This window comes from Paenibacillus rhizoryzae (assembly GCF_059686995.1).
In genome coordinates this window covers 70,748-90,093 of the sequence record NZ_JCAALT010000006.1, presented here as the reverse complement: position 1 = coordinate 90,093, position 19,346 = coordinate 70,748, and the positions used below count along the sequence as shown (strand labels likewise).

Below are 19,346 nucleotides of genomic sequence, written 5' to 3'. Positions count from 1 at the left end.
ACAGTATGGGGAATCCAAGTATAAAGGCCGTGCTGAGCCGTATCCGCAGGATCGTGTTCGGCGTAGGGGAGAATGACGGTTTGGTCTTTAAAGCGGTCGTTTATCTGCTGCTTATCGGGATCGGGTTTATTTACTTATATCCGCTGATTTACATGTTCGTCAACAGCTTCATGAGCCTGGATGACCTGGTAAACTCGATGGTCAAATGGATACCGACGGAGTTATATACGGAGAACTACACCAAGGCGCTGCAAGTGCTGGATTTCAATAAAACGCTGCTGCAAACCATTCTGGTGGCAAGCGTGCCCGCCATTGTCCAAACCATTATGTCGGCCGTTATCGGATACGGCTTTGCACGGTTCGACTTCCCGCTGAAACGGTTATGGTTCGTGCTGATGATCGCGACCTTTATCATCCCGCCTCAGGTGACTATGATTCCGACTTATTTGATGTTCAAGGATTATCATTTGCTGGGCACGCTGCAAACGTTTATTTACCCGGCGCTTCTGGGTCAGGGCTTGAAGGGCGCGCTTTTTATTATGATTTTCTATCAATTCTTCAAACGGCTGCCTGCCGTATTGGAAGAAGCGGCTCAAATCGACGGCGCCGGTTATTTCAAAATGTTCTATCGCATCGCCGTCCCGACAGCCGGACCGGCTTTTATCATCGTCTTCCTGTTCTCCTTCGTATGGTATTGGAATGAATCGTATTTGGCGGCTCTGTATTTCGGCAATTCGCTTACGATTCTTCCGCTTGAGCTGCAGCGATTCAGCGACAGCTACTCGAAGATGTTCCCGCCGGGAACGCCGGGAAGCCAGCTGAACGAGGCCATCAAGATGGCGGGTACGATGCTGACGATCGCGCCGTTATTGGTGGTGTACTTCTTGCTGCAACGATGGTTTGTGGAAGGTGTGGACCGTACGGGGATTACGGGAGAGTAAAGACAAGTGGGGCTGAGTCGCTGCGCATGTCGGAATCATTGTTTCGATCGCTGTTGTCCCCCGGAATCCCGGGGACAAAGGCGAACACTATCGTTTCTACACAACGATCCGCCCCGCTCCGCTTTAGCCCCACTTCCCCGTGCGCTGTCCGCACGGTTTTTTAAAGCGACTTTCCGCTCGCTGTATGACATTGCTCGCGTATTTGTGCGCTTCGCGCACATAACAAGCGTATTTGTACGCTTCGCGTACCTAAATAACATTGGAGGGACAACGATGATAACGAATAATTTCGATAAATCAGATAATGGATGGAAGCTGGTATGGAACGAGGAGTTTGATGGGCCGGAGATTGATTTGTCGCGCTTTGATTATGACATCGATGGCCATGGCTGGGGAAATAACGAGCTGCAGTATTATACGAGAGAAGCTAGAAACGCTTATATCGAGGACTCCAAGCTTATTATTAAAGCGATCAAAGAGGATTACGAGGGAAGTCCTTATACTTCGGCGAAGTTAGTTACGAGGAACAAGGTGGATTGGACGTATGGACGTTTTGAGATTCGTGCGAGGCTGCCGTATGGTCAAGGGATTTGGCCGGCCTTCTGGATGATGTCTACGGATCTGCAGGTTCATGGCGATTGGCCGAGCGCCGGCGAGATCGACCTCATGGAGATGTGCGGACATGAGCCAAACAAAGTGCACGGCACGCTCCATATGGGCAATCCGCATTACTATAAAGGCGATTGCTACACGCTGGAATCCGGTATTTTCGCAGATGATTTCCATACGTTCACGGTGGATTGGACGCCGACTCAGATGCGCTGGTACATCGATGGCCAGCTGTACTATAAGAGCAGTGAATGGTATACACGTGAGACGGAGTCTGCTGCAGTAGAGCCTTATCCGGCACCTTTCAATAAGCCTTTCTACTTGATGCTGAACCTTGCGGTAGGCGGCAATTGGCCCGGTTATCCCGACGAGACCACTGTTTTCCCGCAAACGCTGGAAGTGGACTATATTCGAGTCTATCAACCGGAAGACGGCATTTATGGACCTGCAATTTAAACGAGCTTAGGGGGATATCCTGCGATGACAGATCAACTATGCACCTACACCGGTATTCGTACGACATTATCGCTGCAGCCGATCGACGGGGTTCAGGTCCCGTTCCAGAACGGCATTCCGGTCCCTTCCTTTGATCCGCAGGACCGGTTGAAGCTGGACTTGGGCGGCGCATGGAAGAAGCAGCGTTTCGAGGCCGATCATGATTTCTCGATGTCGAGGCGCGATGAGCGCTGGTTCATTCAAGCCAGAGAAGAGGCCGGGGGCCGTACGGAAATCAGCTACAATGATTCCGCATGGGAAACGATCAACCTGCCTATTCCCGAGAATAAGCTCCAGGGCGTGGAAGCGGCCGGCTCCAGCGAAACGTATGAGAATGGTGTCTGGTACCGCCGATCATTCAAGCTGGGGACGGAATGGACCGGCAAAGCAGTCACCCTGCATGCACTGTCGATCAGCTACGTGGCCGATGTGTGGGTGAACGGCAAATGGATCGGTTATCACGAAGGCGGGTATACGCCCTTTGCCCTTGATCTTACGCTGCATGTTCGTTATGGCGGCGAAAACACGATTGTCATTCGCGTGGATAATCCGCCATGGGGCAGCCGCAGCGATATCATTCCGGCTACGGCGGGAACGGATTTCTTCAACTACACCGGCGTCATTCATGATTTGTACTTGAGCGGCAGCGCGCCTTGCCATTTGGCAAGAGTAGATGTCGTCCCTCTTGACGTTGAAGGGAATTTAAGAGTAACGGCTATCATGGAGAACCGTTCGGACCTGCCTGCTGCCTGCAAGCTGCAAGGCTCGTTGTATGAGGCGGATCAGACAGCGGATGCGTTTCTGGACTCTCCGTATGCCTCACGGATCATAGGCGCAGAGGCATCATGGTATGGCGATTTGTCCGCCCGGCTCACCCTGCAAGCAAGAGAAACAAGAGCGGTTGTTTTCGGCGTGCGCGTGGAGGATGCGAAGCTATGGGCTTTCTGGAAGCCGAACCTATACATCGCAGCATTCACGCTGATTAATAGCGAAGGGGAGACAACCGACTGCTTCCATACGCAATTCGGGATTCGGACGATTGCGACGGAAGGAACCGACATGCTGTTAAATGCGCGCGCGATCTTCCTGGCCGGCATTGCCCGTCATGAAGAATGGCCGAACTACGGGCGTACGGCTTCCTGGGATCGCATTCGCGATGATCTGCTCCAAATGAGGGAAGAGCTGCATGTCAACTACGTGCGCACTGCCCATTATCCGAACCATGTATGTACGGGAATGCTGCTCGATCGTCTTGGTCTTGCAACGGCTAGTGAAATTCCGCTGTGGCAGTTTACGCGCGAGCATTTCGAGGTACAAGAAGAGAAGCGGCTGAGCGACCAAATGTGGCGTGAGATGGTCTTCTCGCAATACAATCGTCCTTCAGTGCTTATGTGGAGCACGCAGAACGAATCGATCGAGGTGGAGCTGCGGACGGTCTATAATAAACGGCTCGTTCATGATCTGAAGACCCGCTATCCGGACGGCCGCTTGACGACGCAAAGCGCTGCGGCAGATCAACCGGGTGCACATGATCCTTCAATGGAGCCGCTTGATGTGGCGAGCTGGACGATGTACTTCGGCATTTTTCACGGAAGCACTTACTACGAAGGAACCCGTCAGTTCCTAGAGGATGCTCATCGCTTATGGCCGAATAAGCCGATCGTAAACACCGAATACGGGCACTGGTCTGGCGAGAACGACATCGTCAGCGACACTCAGATCGAGACCTACAAGGAAACATTGAAGGCATTAATGGAGCAAGCGGTCATTTTGCCGGATGGTACGAGAAATAAAGAGGGATTCTTGGCTGGCATTGACTACTGGATTATGTATGATTGGTATGTAAACCACAATAATTGGATCGATACCTTCGGCATCTATCATATGGATCGCAAAACGATTAAGCCTGTCGGGGAGCTCATCAAGCAGGATTATCAAGCGTTTACCAAACACGAAGGCGGTTTCGTCAACGAAGAGAATAAATAGCGAATCGTTCAGGAGGAACAGCACGCATGAATTATCAAGTCTTCAGCATGAATGAGTGGATTTACCCGGATAGCATCGTTTCGGAGAATGGTAACACCGCGATAAAGCTTGCGACAGCAAGAGGCAGCTATGCCGCTTGTCAGATTTTATTTAACGACGTGGCGCCAAATGCGGAGATTCAGTGTGAGTTTGTACGTTCGACGAGCAGCGTGATTGTGCGCCAGCCTGAAGTCTATCAATTAATTGATATTTTTGTGGAAAAGAATACGGGTCCGATCAGCCATTGCGTGAATGAAGGCGAATCGGCTGAAGGATACACGACGCGCCAGGCGCCGTTCCGCGTATACGAAGCCATGAAACCGCTAACGGAGGGTGTCGTAACTCGCGCCGCTACAGAAGCACTCTATCTGTGCTGGGAGATTCCGGCCGATGCAGGGACGGGCTGTTTCATAGGCGAGCTGTCTGTAACAATGGGCGAAGAGACTTGCCTCATTCCGGTTGAAATCGAAGTGTATCAGGCTGCGGTTCCGGCTAAAGAGACGCTGGCGGTTACCAACTGGTTCAGCCTGCCGAATATGGCCAAACGGTACCAGGTAGAGCTGTGGTCGGAAGGGCACTGGACGATGATCGAGAAGTACGGCAGACTCATGCGTCGTGCGCGGCAAACGTATTTCTGGGTACCGATGGATGCGGTTCAGGTGAGCCTTGTTGGCGAAGACAGCTATCAGTTTAATTTTGAACGGGCAGAGCGGCTCATTCGGATGTACTTCAGCCTCGGATTTACCCATATCGAAGGCGGTTTAGTCGCGGGCCGTAAAGACTTCTGGGGCTCGGAATTCTTTATATGGAATACATGGAACGGCGGCGAAGCGCTAAAAGCAATTTCGACGGAAGGTTATGCCTATTTGTCGCAATTTCTGCCTGCATGGCGGACATTCCTCGAACAAAACGGCTGGTTAGGTTCGCTGGTGCAGCATGTAGCGGATGAGCCGATCGGAACCAGCGTAGAGGAGTACCGCATTCTGTCGGGTATCGTGCGGAAATTCATGCCGGGCATTCCGCTGCTTGAAGCGGTAGAAACCTATGATCTGGCAGGGTCTGTCGACATTCTGGTACCGAAAAATATTTACTACCTCGAGCATCGCGAACAGTTTGAGAAGCTGAGATCGCTTGGCGATAAACTGTGGTTTTATACCTGCTGCTTCCCTGGAGGCACTTCGATGAATCGTCTGTGGGACATGCCTTTGCTGCGGACGAGGTATTTGCATTGGGGCAATTATAAATATGATTTGGAAGGGTTCCTGCATTGGGGACTTAATCATTGCGACGATGATAAAGATCCATACGAGCAGACGGATCTGTGCTTCCCGCCGGGGGATACGCATATCACGTTCCCGGGAACGAACGGTCCGATTGGCAGCGTGCGCTTGGAGGCGATGCGTGCCGGGATAGAGGATTATGAGCTTCTGAGACAGCTTGCGAAGAAGGATAAGGCGCTGGCGGATGAGCTGACGCATAGCTGCTTGATCAGCTTCAATGAAGCAAACGAAGATCCGGCGCACTTCGAACGGGTGCACCGTAAGCTGCTCGCGGCACTTTCGGAGGAGGGGTAAGATGACACAGACTTTTGAGACGAGATGCGTCCATTCTCTTGTGAAGGTGTTTGCCGACGAGGAGCTGCTTGAGTCCACGTATGGAGAAGGCTCAGCGCTGCTTGGCGAATATTATTCCTTCCAGGTTGCCTACCGCGCCGCATATCTGATGAAGAACATTCGGGTAACCGCTGAATCGCCGGAATTGGCGGATGCCATTACGATTAGAAGCGTCGGCCTTGCGCCATCCGAGCTGACCAACTATAACGATCCCGACGATTATTTGCTGCGGACAACGCCGGGGCTATATCCGGATCCGCTTTATCCGCTTGAAGACGGCACTGTACATGCGCTGCCGAAGCAATGGCGCTCTGTGTGGGTTACTGTTCAGCTCCGAAGTGACGTTACGCCAGGCGACCATCCCGTTGTAATCCGGTTCACGGATGAATCGGGCGTGGAGCTTGGCTCGGAGTCTTTCCGGCTCCAAGTTATTGGCGCCGAGCTGCCGGAGCAGCGTCTTCTTCATACGGAATGGTTTTACTTCGACTGCCTCGCCACCCAGTACAAGGTTGAGATGTTCTCGGAAGCACATTGGGGCATGATCGAGACCTATGTTGCTCATTACGCCGAATACGGCATGAATCTAATCTTGACGCCGCTGTTCTCGCCGCCGCTTGAGCTGGATTACGGGAAATATCGACCTACTGTCCAACTGATTGGCGTGAAGTGCGTCGACAAAGGACAAGGGAGCGGGCGTCAGTATCAGTTTAATTTCTCGCTGCTTGAGAAGTGGGTGGAGTTATGTCGCCGCAATGGGATTCAGCGATTCGAGTTTTCCCATTTGTTCACGCAGTGGGGCGCGAAGCATGCACCGAAGATCATTGCGGAGGTCGAGGGCGAGCATGTGCACATTTTCGGTTGGGAGTCCGATGCCGCCGGCGAAGAATACAAATCATTTCTGACTCAATTCATTCCGGAATTGGTGCAGTTCATCCGATTGCAGGGTCTGGATGAGAGCTGTTATTTCCATCTTTCCGATGAGCCGACACTCCATGATTTGGAATCGTATACGCATGCAAGCACACTGGTGCGCTCGTTATTTGATAAGGAATTTCCGATCATCGATGCCTTATCCGAGTATGCGTTCTATGAGAAAGGGCTGCTGACGCATCCCGTTGTATCGACCGAGCATATCCACGCCTACATTGCCGGAGAGGCTGATCCGCTCTGGGCCTATTACTGCTGCTGCGAGTACAAGCATTATGAATCGAACCGCTTCTTCAACATGCCATCGGCTCGCAACCGAATTATTGGCGTTCAGCTGTATAAGCACAATATTCAAGGGTTCCTGCACTGGGGCTACAACCATTGGTACTCCCAGCGCTCACGCCGTGCTATCGATCCGTTCACGGTGACGGATGCTGACCATGCTTTCCCTTCAGGAGATGCTTTCTTGGTTTATCCGGGCAAGGATGGCCCAATTACGTCCATTCGTTTAGAGGTGCTGCGCGAGGCTTTCCAAGATATTCGGGCGCTTCAATTGCTGGAGAGCTGCATTGGCAAAGAAGCGACGGTTGCACTGCTGGAGGAGGATATGGCGGGGCCTCTTACGTTTAGAGATTATAAGAAAGGCAGTGCATGGCTGCTGCGCATGCGGCAGCGCGTGAATCAGTGGATCTATGCTTGTAAGCAGGGGGAGTTCTCATGCTGAAGCATAGCGAGTGGCGGGAACCGACGCTCGTCCATGAGTCGCAGCCTTGCGGCCCTGTGCCAACGATCTGCGATGAAGAAGGCATCTATCCGTATGTGAGCTTTAGCGAAACGGCCGAGCGGCCGGTGCTCCGCAAGCTGCGGATGATCGCTATCGAGAATGACTGGCTGAAGGTAACGGTGTGTCCGGATTTGGGCGGTAAAATCCATTCCATCGTCGATAAAGCCAGCGGCAAGGAGATTCTGTTCCACGCCGGCTCGGTGCGGCCGGTGCGTATCTTGCCACGCATGGCATTCATCAGCGGCGGCATCGAGGTGAGTTTTCCGATAGCACACACACCTGTGCAGATCGAAGCCGTACATGCCGCTGCCGAGCCAATCGGCGATCGGCTGTATGTCTGGTGCGGCGAGCGGGAAGTGCGCTACGGGATGCATTGGACGGTGGAGTATTCGCTTGGAGAGCAGGACCGATTCCTGACGCAGCGGACAACGTTCATGAATCCCACTTCGCAGGCGCACGCGTGGATGTCTTGGTCGAATGCCGCACTTCCGGCGCGTGCGGATTCCCAGTTTCACTTTCCGGCCGGCCGCGTGCTTCGGCATGCCGATGTGCTTGAAGAGCTGGCGTGGAGCGGGGATCGCGAGTACCGCTTAGCGGATTTTGATCGGATGCAGGGGTTCTTCTGGAAGACCTCCGATTGCACGGCATTCGGGATGTATACGCCGAGTCTTGGGAGCGGCCTCTACCATATCGCTGATCCGGCGGTAACGCCCGGGATGAAGCTTTGGTTATACGGCACCGGGCGACATGAAGCCTGGGCGCATCAGACTGCGCAGCGCAAAGAGAGCTACGTCGAGATTCAAGCGGGGCCATTGCTGGAGCAAGCGGACAATAACAAGCTGCAGCCCGGTGCACGGCATACGCATGTGGAATACTGGCTGCCAAGCACGGGGCCGCTGGATATAAGGGCAATTGCGCTTCCGGCTCCGCAGCTTGTGGAGCTTAGCCAAGTGCCGGTATTCGATTGGGCCAAGCGGGAGAGGACGCTGCCGTGGCTTGCGCTGTTAGCTGCTTACGACGGTGGCTGCAAAGGCGAGGCGATTCCTTCCCCGCCCGAACCGGAGAGCGGCTGCTGGCCTCCGTCCGGAATGGAGCGGCTCGGCGAGGCACTGCAATGGGCAGCAACGGAAGAAGCGGATGAAGCGAACCGATCGCTCTGGACCTATTACCGAGCGGTATGGCTAGCGGCGCAGGATGAGATAGAGGATGCCACCGCGCTGCTGCAAACGCTGGAATTGGACTGCGCCTATGCGCTGCTTGGAAGGCTGCTGCGCGCGGTGAAGCAGGACTATGAGGCGTCCAGAGCTGCGTATGATAGCATGGAATCGGCAGCTTGGAAGCTGCATCCGCAGCTGTTCATTGAGCGGGATATGACGCTGGAAGCGATCGGGCATTCCACGCTGGAGGAGCGGGAGCGCTGGTTCAAGCAGGTGGATTCGCTGCAGGATGACGGGCTGGTGGAGCGCAAAGCAGCGATGTTAGTCGCCCGTGGCTCGCATATTGAAGCGAAGGCGCTCTTGGAGAGCTATCCATTCGGCTGCATCCATCAGCGCTATGAACGAACGCTCCTATGGATGCGAATCCATGAAGCGCTTGGCTCCCCCAATGTCGATATTCCCGAGCATCTGGGTGAGGACGATTTGGCCATATACGGTGCATACCGGGTATCGGATGCGAATAAGGAAGTATAGTTAAATCAGCGATGAGCCGCCCCTTCACATGGTGAAGGAGGCGGCTTTTTGGATATAAGGGCACTCTGCATCGCATAAAGATAACAGACAACGCTAACATTCGGAGGCGATCGGTATGAGCGAAGAGGTCAGTCGGTACGTGCCGGTACATCAGGTTCGTTTCGTTACAGCATCCGCATTGTTTGACGGGCATGACGCATCGATTACCATTATGCGAAGAATCTTGCAGGCGAGCGGGGCAGAGGTGATCCACCTTGGGCATAATCGCTCCGTTCGGGAAATTATAAAAGCGGCCATTCAAGAGGATGTTCAAGGGATAGCGGTATCTTCGTATCAAGGCGGCCATGTTGCGTTCTTTAAATACATGGTGGAGCTACTTCGTGAATTAGGCGCCGGCCACATTCGCATATTCGGGGGAGGCGGGGGCGTTATTCTCCCGGCGGAAGCGGAAGAGCTTCATCGCTACGGTGTAACGCGCATCTTCTCTCCGGAGGACGGAAGGCGTCTTGGCCTGCAAGGCATGATTAACTTCATGCTGGAGGCTTGCGATTATTCGACGGTGGCGGACTTTAGTGAGAAGCCGGCAGAGCTGGAGGCTGGAAACGATCGCACGACCGCGCGCTTTATGACCTTGGCAGAGCGAAGAGTGGCAGCTGCGGCGGCGGATGAGGCGGCGCGGCTGGGAGAGCTGTTCGCCGAGGTTGCTCTGGCAGCCGGAAACGCGCCAATTCTAGGCATTACGGGCACAGGCGGCGCGGGAAAAAGCTCCTTGACCGACGAGTTCGTGCACCGTTATCTGCAGCATGACCCGGCTAAGACGATTGCCGTATTGTCGGTTGATCCAACCAAACAGAAGACCGGCGGAGCGCTGCTTGGCGACCGCATTCGAATGAATGCGGTATATTCAGATCGTGTATTTATGCGGAGTTTTGCAACCCGCGGGTCACGAACCGAGCTGTCCGCAGCTATCGCGGATGCCATCCTGACAGCGAAAGCCGCCGGCTATGATCTGATCGTCGTGGAGACAAGCGGAATTGGCCAAGCGGACAACCAAATTACGGCGGTAGCGGATCTCTCGGTCTATGTGATGACGAGTGAATTCGGCGCGCCGAGCCAGCTGGAGAAGATTGAAATGATCGATTACGGCGATCTGATCGTCATTAATAAGTTCGATCGCCGCGGCTCCGAGGATGCGCTGCGAGAGGTGAAGAGGCAAGTCCAGCGCAGCCGGCAGCAGTTTGACCGGAATTGGCAGGACATGCCGGTTTACGGCACGAATGCGAGTCAATTCAACGATGCGGGGATGAGCCGGTTATTCGCGGCTATCATGCAGAAGCTTAGCGAGCGAAGCGGCGAAGCGGGCGCGGGTGCGACTGGTGGTGTGCACGGTAGTGGCCCGGCCAGCCCGCCGAATCCGGCGTCACCCGCCGTCACCGACGGCCATCCTGCTCAGCCCTCGCAGAAGCAAACGATCATCCCGGATGAGCGCAGCGGCTATCTGAGTGAAATCGTGCAAACGGTGCGGCGCTACAAACAGCTGGCCGAGGAGCAGGCCGCAGCCGCGCGAATGTGCTACCGCATCGAAGGAGCGCTTGAGGCTGCGCGTTCAGAGGGCGACGAGTCCGCGATTGCCTCACTAGAGCGGATGCGTGACACGTATTTCGGCAAGCTGAACGCGGCGTCGCGAACGGTCCTACAGCAGTGGCCTGCGATCACTAAAGCCTACCGAGCGCCTTCATTCACCACCACAATTCGGAGTCACACGATTACGAATGAGCTGTACAGCAGAAGCTTATCCGGTTTGGACATTCCGCGGGTTGTACTCCCGTCCTATGAGGACTGGGGCCAGCTCATCCGCTGGACGTATAGCGAGAATCGCCCCGGCGAGTTCCCGTACACGGCGGGCGTGTTCCCGTTCAAGCGCGAAGGGGAGGATCCGAAGCGTCAGTTTGCCGGAGAAGGCACCCCGGAACGAACGAACCGCAGATTCCACTACCTCTCCAAGGGAGAGCAGGCCAAGCGGCTCAGCACGGCATTCGATTCCGTAACCCTATACGGGGAAGACCCGGCGTACAGACCCGACATCTACGGCAAAATCGGCGAGAGCGGCGTCAGTGTATGCACACTGGACGACATGCGTAAACTGTACGCCGGCTTTGAGCTGTGTCATCCGGCTACATCGGTCTCGATGACGATAAACGGACCGGCGCCCATGCTGCTGGCGATGTTTCTGAATATCGCCATCGAACAGCAGCTGGAAGCGGCAGCTAGCAAGCTCGGCCGCACACTCACTTCGGAGGAAACGGCGGAAACCCGCCGGCAAACCCTCCGCACCGTTCGCGGGACTGTGCAGGCGGACATTCTCAAGGAAGATCAAGGGCAGAATACATGCCTCTTCTCCATGCCGTTCGCGCTTCGCATGATGGGGGATATCCAGCACTATTTTATCGACCAGGAGGTACGCAATTACTACTCCGTATCCATCTCCGGCTACCATATCGCGGAGGCGGGAGCGAATCCCATTACGCAGCTTGCGTTCACGCTGGCAAACGGATTTACGTATGTCGAGTATTACCTGAGCCGGGGGATGCCGATTAATGCGTTTGCGCCGAACCTTTCGTTCTTCTTCAGCAACGGCTTGGATGCAGAGTATTCGGTTATCGGTAGAGTAGCGCGGCGAATCTGGGCGGTTGTAATGCGCGATCGGTACGGAGCCGATGAGCGAAGCCAGAAGCTGAAATATCATATCCAAACGTCGGGTCGTTCCCTGCATGCGCAGGAGGTAGACTTCAACGACATTCGCACCTCACTCCAAGCACTGATGGCGATTATGGACAACTGCAATTCCTTGCACACAAACTCCTATGACGAAGCCGTTACGACACCGTCCGAAGAAGCCGTCCGCCGGGCGATGGCGATCCAGCTCATCATTAACAAAGAACTTGGGCTGATGCGGTGCGAGAATTTGCTGCAAGGCTCGTATCTGATCGAGCAGCTGACGGACATGGTAGAGGAAGCGGTGCTGCTGGAATTCGAGCGGCTGCATGTGCGAGGCGGCGTGCTCGGGGCGATGGAATCCCAATATCAGCGCGGCAAAATCCAAGATGAATCCTTCGTCTACGAAATGAAGAAGCACAGCGGCGAGCTCCCCATTATTGGCGTGAATACCTTTCTGAATCCACAGCCGAAGGAGCTTGTAGCGGAGCTGCAGGTTGCGCGGGCGACGGAAGAAGAGAAGGAGCAGCAGATAACGGGCTTACGAAGCTTCCATGAGAGGCATAAGCTTGCCGCGCCTGAAGCATTGCAGCGTTTGAAGCAGATCGCAGTGAGCGGCGGCAATCTGTTCGAGGAGCTGATGGAAACCGTCAAAGTAGCCAGCCTAGGGCAAATTACGCATGCGCTCTATGAGGTCGGAGGCCAGTACCGGCGCAACATTTAGCCTCCCATTGATTGAGCAAACCCGCAGCCTTCCAAGCGAAGGAGCGGGTTTATTTTCGTTCGCCTAACAACTCTAATTCTATGATTTGCATTGCTAGGATAAGAGAGGTGATGTACGATGTACTGAAAATAGGATGATGGCGAGGATGGCTCATGCGCGGTTCGATTAGGCGATTATGGTCTTTTTTTATGGTGCAAAACAGTATGCAGAAGAAGCTGACGGCAGTTTTTCTTTTTCTTATTATCAGCCCTATCATTGCCATCAGTTATATTTCGTATCAGAACTATGTCGGCTCCATCAATGACAATACGACGAAATATATGAACGAAGCGATTTATAACTTTCAGAGCAAGCTGGAAGAGAACATTTCCAACATGATGATGATTACGAAGATCCCCCTGTTCTCCTCGGAGCTGCAGCAGTTTCTCGTTTCGCCGAGCCTCGATTTGTCAAAGCAGAAGAAGATCGATTTCTACATTGGCCTGATGAACAATATGAACAAGGATATGAGCTCCACGTATATTTTGGATCTCTACGGCAACGTCTTTTACAGAATGAAAACGGATTCAGTCCGTTCCGATCTCAAGGAACAATTCCCCAAGTGGAAGAAGCTGGCCGCTCAAAGCAAAGGCAATCCGGTCATTCTGAGCACGCAAGAGATATCGATTCCGGGTCATACCCCTTACTATGTATTCTCGGTGATTCGAGATATTCGCGATGTCAGCTCCTATAAGTCGATTGGAACCATCGTCGTCGATACGAAGCTGAGCATCATCGAAGATACGGTCAAGCAGATGGACTCCATCACCAAAGGCAGAACGCTCATCATCGACAATGCGCATCAGGTCATCTACGACAGTCTTAAGCAGTCGATTGGGAAACCGCTCTCGGATCAGCAGCTGCTTGCGGATATTAAGGGAAAACAAGGCAGCGTGGAGACTACGATTGACGGAGAAAGCTATATTGCGACGTACAACGAATCTCAGATTACCGGCTGGCGTACGATCGTCTATATCCCGGTCAAGCATCTGCACAAGGACGCCAAAATTACGCGGAACCTTACAACAGGCTTAACGATCATCATTATGATCGGCGCTCTCATCGTTTCGATTGTGATTTCCTTCCGGCTCACGCATCCGCTTCGCAAACTGTCGAGTCTTATGGGAGCTGTTCAGCAGGGTAACCTCGATATCAGCTTCAAGGTCAAGAATAAAGACGAAATCGGCGTGCTTGGCACGCAGTTCAATCGCATGCTAAGGCGTATTAAGGATCTGATCGACGAGATTTACGTTATTCAGAACCGCAAGAACGAAGCGGAGCTCGAAGCGCTGCAAAGCCAAATCAACCCTCATTTTATCTATAACACGCTGGAGACCATTCGCATGAAGGCGATCTTAAACGACGATAACGATGTGGCCGATATGACCTTCATTCTTGGCAAGCTCATGCAGTACAGCATTAACCGCGGCAAAGAGATGGTGACGGTGCAAGAGGAGCTCCAGCATCTGGGCAACTATCTCGATCTGCTCAAATATCGCTTCAAGAACCAGTTCCAATGGGAGGCGGATTTACCTCCTGAAGTACTGGGCTATCACATGCTGAAGCTGACGTTCCAGCCGATTGTGGAGAATGCGATTTTGCATGGTGTAGAGGGGAAGAAAGCCAAGGTGCACATCCGCGTCTACGCGACGCTGGAGAGAGAGCTGCTGCATATCCACATTCAAGACGAGGGCAACGGCATCAATCCGCATACGCTCCAGCATCTGCAGCACTATTTGAACGGGCAAACGGAACAAACAGACATGAAATCCGGCATTGGCCTGAAGAACGTGAATGAGCGCATCAAGCTGCGCTACGGAAACGCATACGGCGTTGCGATCGACAGCCGTGTCGGCGAAGGCACAATTGTGACGCTCTCACTGCCATATCCATCCGCCGCATTCAGCATAGATCAGAACATTGGGGGAATATAACGATGCTCAACATCGCCATCGTAGACGATGAAGAAATAATAAGGCTCGGTCTTGAGAAAATGATTAAGAGATTCTCGAGCGACTACCGCATTGTCGGCAGCTACGAGGACGGAGCCGAAGCACTTGCGGCGATCGGCACGCCGGATCTTCAAGTAGATCTCATCATTACGGATATTAAGATGCCTTACATGGACGGGCTCCGGTTCATCGAACTGGTGAAGGAGAAGCTTCCCGGCATCCGCTGCCTGATTCTGAGCGGCTATAACGACTTTGAATATGCGCGTAAAGCCATTCAGTTTGGCGTGGATGATTATATGATTAAGCCTGTAGATTTGCAGGAACTGTCGAAGCTGCTGCAGACCGTAGACCAGCAGCTGTCGGCGCGTCGCGAGAACGAGGAGAAGCTGGCCGTGGCAGCGAAGCAGCAGAAGGGGCAGGAATTAGAGCAGCAGCTGCGAAAACTGCTTCACAACAGTGCAACCGATCGTGCAGAGTCGGGCTTGTTGCCTGAGCTTCAGTCCGGTCGGGGGGCCGTAATGGTATTCCGCACCTCTAATATGCTCGCTCATGAGAGCCTGCTGCATTACCTTGACGAGATCAAAGCGACGTTCCGCCATGTTGTCGTCATGGACAACAACCTCATCGCGGTACTGCTTTCCGTACAGGAGGATAGCAAGCAGCCCGAGAAGAACGTGCGTGCCATCAGTCTTCGGCTGATGGACTATATGCACAACCGCAGCGGCGGCTTTATCGCCATCGGGGAAAGCGTGCTGCCGCACGGCAGCGATACTTGGCATAGCGCCTACGTAGATGCGCTCGCCGCGAGCAGGCATCAGTTCTACAAAGAACGCGAGACGTTCGCGATGAATTTGAAGGATCTGCCCGCGAAGGCAGAGCTGTGGAAGTTCAATATGCCCGCGCTCGATGAGCAGTTTAAGACGGCATGCGAGATGCTCGACTCCCAGACGATCAAGCATGTCATTCCGCTGTTCTTTGCAGAAGCGGAGCGGGGGAAAGCCGGCTATGACGAGATCATGCATATGGCCGGACATCTGTTCTACACGCTCACGACGAAGATCGACGGCTTCTTAGATGCGCTCTATGAGCTGCAAGGGGCGACGTTTGATTTTCATCGGACGGTTGCCTCTCATTTTGCGATGCGAGATTTGAAGGAGTGGCTGATCGCGATCGTCGATCAAGTGGTGAAGGCGCTGGAGCCGACGCGCAATGCCAGCAGCAAACGCGTCATCGAGACGGTGAAGCTGTGGATTCAGGAGCATTATCAGGAGGAAATCGAGCTGACCGCGCTCTCTGAGACCGTCTTCTTGAACGCGAGCTACCTCAGCTTCCTGTTCAAGCGGGAGACGAATCAGACCATTACGGAGTATATCACTGCAGTGCGCATGGCCAAAGCGAAGGAGTATCTGAAGGATAGGCTCGACCTTAAGGCCTATCAGATCGGGGAGCTCGTAGGTTATGCCGACGGCATCTACTTCAACAAGCTATTTAAGAAAACTGTCGGCGTCACGCCGCAGAAATATAGGAATCAGACGAGCGGCAGCTAATCGACCGGTGGGTATCCAAAAAGAAGACAATAAATACAAAACGGCTGCATAGAAAGCGTTCTCAAATTCCTCCATAATTCAAAATGTAAACGATAACAAAACGCTCCAGTACGGATGAGGGGGAAGAAGGAAATGAAGAAGTGGGCATCACTGGTGTTGTCGACGGTTGTATTCGGGGCCGCGCTTGCAGGCTGTTCATCAGGCGGCAACAACGAGAGTAACGAGGGGAATAAAGAAGCGGCAGCGACAGAGAGCACAACCAATGCAACTACGAATGAGGCTGCGACGAACGAAGCTGCGCCAGCTGCGGAGAGCGCGATTAAAGGGAAGATCGTATTCGCGACAAACCGCACGGATCTAGTAGAAACCGAGCTGAAGGAATACGCCAAGCGTTTCCATGAGAAGTATCCGGAAGCAACGGTTGAGTTCGAAGCCATCAAGGACTATGAGGAATCGATGAAGGTGCGCCTGGCATCCAATGAGCTGCCTGATGTCATTCTCGTTCCGAAGACGGTAACGAAAGCGAATTTGCCGGAGTTCTTCGCTCCGCTGGATGATTTGGGCCTGAACGACCGCATTTATTTTAAAGAAAATTACACGCAGGACGGCTCTACTTACGGTATCGTATCCGGAAGCTCCGCGATGGGAATTACCTACAACAAGAAAGCCTTCGAGAAAGCAGGCATTACCGCGGTTCCGAAAACATTGGATGAGTTCTATGCCGCTTGCGAGAAGCTCAAAGCAGCCGGTATCGTCGCCCTCTCCACGAACTTCAAGGACAAATGGCCGCTGATGGGCTGGGATCAAGAAGCGTTCCTATTCGCGAATGACCCGGGTCTGCACAACACGATGGCCGGACAAGACGAGCCATTCCCTGTAGATGGCCCGCATTGGAAAGCGATGAACATTATCAAGACCATCGTAGATAAAGGCTATGTCGAGAAAGACCTGATGTCCACGAACTGGGAAGGCTCGAAGAAGGACGTTGCTTCCGGCACGACTGCGATGTACCTCCTTGGCAACTGGGTCATCAATCAAGTCATCGATAATGGCGCGAAGTCCGAGGATGTCGGTTTCTTCCCGCTTCCGATTGACAACAGCGGCGAAGCCAAAGCACTTCTGAGCCCTGACTACGCTTATGCAGTCAGCAAGAACAGTGCAAATGTGGAAACAGCCAAAGCATTCTTGAAATGGCTCGTTGAGGAATCCGGCTATGACGATTTCGGCGGCTTCATTCCGGTACTGAAGGATAAAGAATCCAAGCTGCCGCAGCTGGCAGAATTCATGTCCTTCAAGCCGCAAGTGGTTGAAATGGTAGCGGAGAGCGACGAGTATGTGAGCATCGGCAACAAAATGCAATTCGATACGAGCGGCTTTGCACAAGATGTCATTATGGCAGACGATGTGGCCAAAGTATTCGCCGACTACAACAAGCGCTGGAAAGAAGCACGCGCCGCAGTAGCATCGAAATAACATTTTTTGAGAGAGGGGCATGACGTGAACGGTTCATGTCATGCCCCGTTTCTATTGAACCAGGAAGGGGCTTTGCATGTATTCCTCCATTTACAAGAAGCAGAAGATCATCGTGTTATTCACCTTTCTGCTGCTGCCTGTCACCCTGTTGGTCCTCTTCTCCTTGTATCCGGGCGTGATGCTGCTCTATTTAAGCTTAACCTCTTGGGATGGCTATAGCGCGGCGAAGGGGTGGGTTGGCTTAGACAACTATAGGGAGATCTTCCGCAACAGTGAAATTTTCAGCGTGTTCTCCCACAACCTGTATTACTTCTTCGGCGGCATTATTCAAAATATCATTGCCCTCTACTTCGCCGTCGTGCTCAATAAGAAGCTGCGCGGCCGCAACATCTATCGCGTGCTGATTTTCCTGCCCTACATCATGAACAGCGTAGCCATTGCGTATATGTTCTCGTATGTGTACGACTCGCAGGATGGCTCGCTTAACGGGCTGCTGACAGCGCTTGGACTCGACAGTCTCATTACGAGCTGGCTCGGCAACAAGCACACGGTCAATATCTCGCTTGCTTTCATTTCGATGTGGAAGTATCTCGGTTTTAATATGGTCATTTACCTGGGCGCATTGCAGTCGATTCCGGATGATCTGTATGAAGCGGCGCTGATCGACGGAGCGAATGAAAGGCAGTCTTTCTATTACATCACATGGCCGAGTATTCTCAAGATCGTCGAGCTCTCCATGCTGCTAACCGTAACAGGCGCGCTTGAAGTGTTTGATTTGCCGTTTATTATGACCAAAGGCGGACCGGCGGGAGCCAGCGATACCTTTGTGACGAAGACGGTGGATACGGCTTTCCACTACAGCAACTACGGTCTTGCTTCGGCGATGGGCGTTGTACTGCTGCTGATTGTCATTGTAGTCATTACGATTCAGCGTAAATTTATTCTGCGGGAAGAGAAGGGATGATAGAAACGCATGTCGATAATTAAACGCAACAATCCCTTACTTGCCATTCACTATTCGCTGCTGACGCTGGCTGCCTTTCTCGTTCTCTTCCCGCCTTATGTGGTCATTCTGAATGCCTTCAAGGGAACGGAGGAGTATAACACTTCGTCCGTATTCGAGATGCCGCGCAGCTTCTTCAACCTGGAGAACTTCGAAACGGTGATGCGAATCGGCCATATGGGGCGTGCCTTCTGGAATACGAGCATCATTCTCGTGCTGGCGCTGATCGGCAACATCATTATTGGCACGATGGCGGCTTACGCCCTTGGCCGCTTCGATTTCAAGCTCAAGAAATATTTGCTCGGCGGCTATGTGCTCGCTACGCTGATTCCTTCGGTGACGACGCAGGTTGCTACGTTCTCGATCGTGAAGCACCTTGGATTATTCAACTCGCATATGGCGCCGGTGCTGCTATATTTGGGCACAGATGTGGTGCAAATTTATATCTTCCTGCAATTCATCCGCAGTATTCCGTTTGATCTCGATGAGAGTGCGATGATGGAAGGCGCGAGCTTGGTGAGGATTTTCCGCTCGGTTATTTTCCCGCTGCTCATTCCGGCAACGGCAACGGTCACGATCATTAAGACGATTTCCATCTATAACGATATGTATATTCCGTATCTGTACATGCCGGCGCAGAAGCTGGGCGTCGTCTCGACGTCGCTTATGAAATTCGCCGGGGTGAACAGTGCCCAGTGGAATTTAATCAGCGCGGCTGTCGTCATTATCTTGATTCCTACCGTGATTATGTATTTATTTCTGCAGCGTTATATCTTCTCGGGAATTGTAAGCGGTTCGGTAAAATAAG

General features: G+C 53.1%; 12 protein-coding genes. All 12 read left to right on the top strand.

The window, feature by feature from the left end; translation table 11 throughout:
* The first annotated feature begins 5 nt into the window (after positions 1 to 5).
* A complete protein-coding gene (locus AC6ESO_RS18575; RefSeq protein ID WP_497092651.1) occupies positions 6 to 941 on the top strand; it encodes a carbohydrate ABC transporter permease in 936 nt (311 codons plus the stop codon).
* 273 nt (positions 942 to 1,214) lie between these two features.
* Entirely contained in the window at positions 1,215 to 2,006 is a 792-nt protein-coding gene (locus AC6ESO_RS18570; RefSeq protein ID WP_497092650.1) for a glycoside hydrolase family 16 protein, read from the top strand.
* 24 nt (positions 2,007 to 2,030) lie between these two features.
* Entirely contained in the window at positions 2,031 to 4,031 is a 2,001-nt protein-coding gene (locus AC6ESO_RS18565) for a glycoside hydrolase family 2 TIM barrel-domain containing protein (protein WP_497092649.1), read from the top strand.
* A gap of 26 nt (positions 4,032 to 4,057) precedes the next feature.
* Positions 4,058 to 5,644, top strand: a complete 1,587-nt coding sequence (locus AC6ESO_RS18560; RefSeq protein WP_497092648.1) for a DUF4091 domain-containing protein — start codon at positions 4,058 to 4,060, stop codon at positions 5,642 to 5,644.
* 1 nt (position 5,645) lies between these two features.
* Positions 5,646 to 7,334 (top strand): DUF4091 domain-containing protein, encoded by a 1,689-nt coding sequence (locus AC6ESO_RS18555; RefSeq protein ID WP_497092647.1) that lies wholly within the window; start codon positions 5,646 to 5,648, stop codon positions 7,332 to 7,334.
* Complete coding sequence (locus tag AC6ESO_RS18550) at positions 7,328 to 9,085, top strand: DUF5107 domain-containing protein (RefSeq protein WP_497092646.1); 1,758 nt, start codon at positions 7,328 to 7,330, stop codon at positions 9,083 to 9,085. The genes AC6ESO_RS18555 and AC6ESO_RS18550 overlap by 7 nt, the downstream gene beginning before the upstream one ends.
* Positions 9,086 to 9,200: 115 nt before the next feature.
* Entirely contained in the window at positions 9,201 to 12,524 is a 3,324-nt protein-coding gene (gene icmF, locus AC6ESO_RS18545) for a fused isobutyryl-CoA mutase/GTPase IcmF (protein WP_497092645.1), read from the top strand.
* A 203-nt stretch (positions 12,525 to 12,727) separates the two neighbouring features.
* Positions 12,728 to 14,497, top strand: a complete 1,770-nt coding sequence (locus AC6ESO_RS18540) for a cache domain-containing sensor histidine kinase (protein ID WP_497092644.1) — start codon at positions 12,728 to 12,730, stop codon at positions 14,495 to 14,497.
* 2 nt (positions 14,498 to 14,499) lie between these two features.
* Entirely contained in the window at positions 14,500 to 16,062 is a 1,563-nt protein-coding gene (locus AC6ESO_RS18535) for a response regulator (protein ID WP_497092643.1), read from the top strand.
* Between the two features lie 132 nt (positions 16,063 to 16,194).
* Positions 16,195 to 17,535, top strand: a complete 1,341-nt coding sequence (locus AC6ESO_RS18530; RefSeq protein WP_497092642.1) for an ABC transporter substrate-binding protein — start codon at positions 16,195 to 16,197, stop codon at positions 17,533 to 17,535.
* Between the two features lie 76 nt (positions 17,536 to 17,611).
* Positions 17,612 to 18,499 carry an ABC transporter permease subunit gene (locus tag AC6ESO_RS18525; RefSeq protein WP_494820773.1) on the top strand — a complete coding sequence of 296 codons (888 nt, stop codon included), beginning with the start codon at positions 17,612 to 17,614 and terminating at the stop codon, positions 18,497 to 18,499.
* Positions 18,500 to 18,508: 9 nt separating this feature from the next.
* Entirely contained in the window at positions 18,509 to 19,345 is an 837-nt protein-coding gene (locus AC6ESO_RS18520) for a carbohydrate ABC transporter permease (protein ID WP_497092641.1), read from the top strand.
* Position 19,346: the final 1 nt, after the last annotated feature.